The following is a 4,332-nucleotide window of genomic DNA, read 5'->3' on the forward strand; positions in this document are numbered from 1 at the left end:
GGTGGCTCACACCGGCGGGATCGAGGATCAGCGCGGTGAGATCGGCAACGCGCTTCGCCAACGGTGTGCCGGGCGATCTGGTACGGGCAGAGCAGCGGGATGCGAGCCGCGATCGTAGGATTCATCAGCGCATTCGTTCTACGGCCAGTCGACCACGAGGCGGCTAGCCGGTTTGTCGATGATGAAGCGCGGATCGGCGGCCTTGAGCAGGTCACGATTATCGCCGGTGGCCATGCGGAAGCTGGGAGCGGGGGCGTGGTTGCCGTAGTGACGGTCCCATTCCTCGATCGCGGTGGCGACCTGCTCGGCCAGGGCTGTGGCGCGTTGGCCGTGGCCGATGACGCCGATCCGCCAGAAGCGCCCCTGACTGTCCTCGCCTTCGCGGACGGTCAGGTAGGCCAGGGTGCCTGCGTCGAGCGCGGCCATCGAGCCCCACGCGAAGTGCGGCGTGAACCCCGGCCGCTGGCCGGGCATCCGGGACAGCCCGTTGGGCAGGACGCATGCCAGCCAGAGATACACCCACTGCCACGGGTCGCCCTGCCGGAACTTCACCTCGGTGTAGGCAGGACGGGCGGGAGTGCTCAGAATCGTGCCCATCGCCTCGCGGTCGACGCGTTGCTCGCTGAAGGTCTCCAGGTGAACATCGCCATCGCCATCGCCGTCGATGGGGACGCGGGTGTAGATGTCATCGCCGATACCTTTGCGTAGCGGCACGAAGGTCGCCATCTCGCAGGAGACCGTTTTCCAGGTGTCGCCGTCGCGCTCGAAGGCGAAGGATCGAGAAATGCTGCCGCGGATGCGCATCGGGATGACCAGACGACCGTCCGGGCTGAGTTGGTCGAGCACCTGGGTGGGAATATCGCCGGCGCCTACGGTGAACTGGATTCGGTCGAAGGGAGCGTGCTGCGGAAGCCCAGCCGCGCCGTCGCCGAGCAGAGCCGTCACGTTGCCGACCCCGGCCGCTTGCAGGTGATTGTGGGCGGTGTCGACGAGGTCATGGTCGACGTCGATCGTCCACACGTGTCCAGTGGGGCCGACCAGGTGGCCGAGCAGCGCCGCGTTGTAGCCGGTAGCCGCTCCCGCCTCCAAAATCCGGTGCCCGGGACGAGCCCCCACCTGCTTCAGTTGGGTGGCCACGATGGACGGCGCGGAGATGCACGAGATCATCTCTCCGCCGGGGTCGTGCTTGATCGCCACGGCGTCGTCGGCGTAGGCCTCCTCGAGGGAAGCGTCGGGAATGAAGGTGTGGCGCTCGACCGCCCGGAAAGCCTCAGCGATCTCTGGCGTGCGCGGGTAGCCGGAGTCGATGTACCTGGTCACCATATCTTCGCGCAGCTTGGCGGCGTCCACGGCGGTAGTGATGATGGTCTCCATCCTGGTGAAGGTGGGTTATGGGCGAGGAAGAGCTGGTGGACACGGCGGCTCGTTCATCTTCTCCGAAGGCGACCTGCCAGTTCGCGCTAGGCCGCCGCGGCTTGCTCGCCCACGGACGTGCTGGCGCGGTTGAACAAGTAGACGGTGTGGTAGGTGAGGACGGGGCGCAGCTCTCACATCAGTCGCACGTCCTTCCGCAGCGGGCGAGATGGGCGGCCTACATCCTGGAAGCGGCCACGCCCTCGGGTCGCCTCGGTTCCAAGTGAGGCCGCTGGGAAGTATCGGCGTTCATGAAGCGCCACATCGCGATGATCGCCGTTCGGCGAGCCCGGGCGAGCGGGGCCAATCGCAGGACGCGGCTCGCCGATCTCGCCCACACGTCGCTCACCTCGAACGGGCCGAGCCCTGAACCCTCATCCGAGCACACTTCGATTGACCAGAGAATGAGCATATTTCAACCTGGGCATGCGGCCTCCTGAGTAGGGCTGATACCGCCTCAACGTGGGATGCGCCCTGTCGAAGGCCGATGGCGAAGCCTCCCGCACATCACCATCAATCTGGGCGAAGTCGGCGACATCGCCCGGGCGGCGCTTGTCTCCACTCATTTCGAGCACGACAACCTATCGGAAATTCACTGAGATCACCTCAATACCTGAAATCAAGCCGATGATATCAAATGGATCCAGGCGAGTTATCGCTTATCGGAGATATGATTTAGGTCGTTAAGGACATCAATCCAGATCTTTCCATGAACGGGAAAGGGCGAGCCTGTGATAATCGAGAAGCAGAAGCCTTCGAGCTGTCGATGGTAAGGGTTCTCAAAAACATAGACTGACGGCGTGTCGTTCAAAGTGATGATTCCGGGCGACGATCGCCCTAGTAGGCCATCGCACGTGATGCTCCCCTTGTCGCCGAAGAACGACAGCTCCGATTGCGATGAGAAGAGCACAGAGGAGAGGATCTCCGCGCTCAGCCCTTCCTCGAAGATAGCCGTGATTATAGAGGTTTCCTCGTTGCGGCTACCTAGAACTCCGCGCACAGACGAGCCAGACAGCAGGGAACGTGTCCAGCCGAGCTGATCCGCGAACATGTGCATGAGATCGATGCAGTGAGAGCCCACACCAGATAGGGACCACCACCGACTGAAAGTGGGATCAGCACGCCAGTCTGCCATGGAATCACGTAGAAACGTCCACCGCATGGTGAGATGGCGCACCCTGCCGATCTCCTGGCGTCTGAGCAAGTCCAGTACATGTGCGATTCCTGGATGCCAGCGCATGTGGAAGCCAACGCCTAGCTGAAGTCCGTTCTCCTCCGCCAACTGAATAAGGGAGTGCCCCTGGTCGAGGGTCAGCGTCAATGGTTTTTCTACCAGCACATGTTTCCCTGCCTCCAGGCACGCTCTTGCCTGTTCGAAATGCAGTGAGTCAGGGGTAGCGATAATCACCGCATCCAACGATTCGTCCGCAAGAAAATCATCGCGATTGATAAATAGCTTTATCCGCTCATCGGATTGGAAATGCGAAGCGAAATCTCTGGCGTTCTCCGCAGATCTGCTGAGCACACTGTGCAGTCGAGCGTTATCCATCTCGACGCAGGCGGGAGCGTGCTGGTCTCGCGCAATGCTACCCGTGCCGATAATTCCGATCCGGACGAATGTGGCATCTTGCATCTAGTGGGCCCCTTCTCTCCCGGCGGCTTCGTGTAACTGTGTGATCATCACTCTACTGCTGCGTAATGCCCGGCGTGGCGGTATGTGATGAAGTTCGATCCGCGGTGCCAAATCTTTCGCAAGGCTGTTGATTGCGCTTCTCGATCCACTTCTCGGTGGACGTTTGAAAAAATCATTCCTGGCCGGTGCGCCGACGCGACAATGGATGCGGGGGCCCGCCAGGTTGACCGGATGCCCCGTTCTTCGCCGCTACACCGCCACCGCCCCGCGCATGCCCATCGTGGTCAGCGTCATCTGGCTCGAAACAGCTCACTGAGCCCGTCGTGGGCCGCCGCCACGGTCTTGAACACGTCGTTTCGTTGAACGCCCACGTCATGCGGCTCTGCAAGAGCCGTCAACGCCGGTGGTGACCTCGGTCCGGCGGATATACTACGCGGGCGAGCGGCTGATGGAGATGGCGGACCCTGACATTGTCGGGAGACCGGTACCTGCTCGATTACAGCGGGAAGATGGGCGCCGCCGTGCGCTGATCGCGGGCGCTGTGCCCGACCGTCATGGCGAGGGCTAGCATCCAATCACCGCTGGCCACATACGGCACTCGGCGGCAACCCGCCCGCCAGCTGCGTGTATAGTCTCCCAGGTCCGTACAGCCAGCGGATATCAGAGGACTCTCCGCCGCTCCACGCCATCAGCCGCGCCGACGTGGAATCTGCCTCGGCCTGGGGTCGTGGTCACGGGGCATGCGCCAACGTACTGGCTGGCGTCTCAGCGCACTGTGGGCGGTCCGAGCGAGGCGATCTCTCGCTCGAAGAACTGCGGAAACTCCTCGCCCTCGCGGTATAGGAACTCGAATTCGGTGACTGTCATCGCGATCTGCTCGGGATCGATGAACCGGCGCGCGCCCGCTCCCTTCAATTCCTCATCGTAGATCACGGCGTACATCACCGAACCTCCCAGAACAACGATCTCGGGCAGCGGCCCATCGCGCTCCAGATCGGCGATCTGCCGGGCGTCCAGTACCCGGACCTCCTCGCCCAGCTCGGATCGGAGCCGGAAGGAGTTCATCTCCCACTGGAGGTACGGAGTCACGGGAAATTCGACGATGCGAAGCCTCCGGAACACCAGGCCGCGTCGAACTGCGTCCCGGAAGTAGGCGGCAACAGAATCCCGCTCGGCCTCGATAAGGCGCAATGACGTGATCTCAGCCAATTGCCGGTAGGTAGTTGTGCTCGAAATGGGTGAGGACAAGCGCTGCGCGTGCGATGTCGCCGATTCTGCTCGGGCTG

At 62.4% G+C, this 4,332-nt stretch carries 3 protein-coding genes; all 3 read right to left on the reverse strand.

From position 1 onward, the window contains the following. Window positions 1-138 precede the first annotated feature (138 nt). Entirely contained in the window at window positions 139-1,374 is a 1,236-nt protein-coding gene (gene fxlM, locus ACWEJ6_RS54345; RefSeq protein WP_452433600.1) for a methyltransferase, FxLD system, read from the reverse strand. 691 nt (window positions 1,375-2,065) lie between these two features. Further along, window positions 2,066-3,046, reverse strand: coding sequence for a Gfo/Idh/MocA family protein (locus tag ACWEJ6_RS54350; protein WP_452433601.1), 981 nt, complete (start codon window positions 3,044-3,046; stop codon window positions 2,066-2,068). A gap of 765 nt (window positions 3,047-3,811) precedes the next feature. Beyond that, the coding region (locus ACWEJ6_RS54355; RefSeq protein WP_452433602.1) for a DUF6879 family protein at window positions 3,812-4,332 on the reverse strand (521 nt) is incomplete at its 5' end.

The organism is Nonomuraea sp. NPDC004702, from assembly GCF_053601695.1.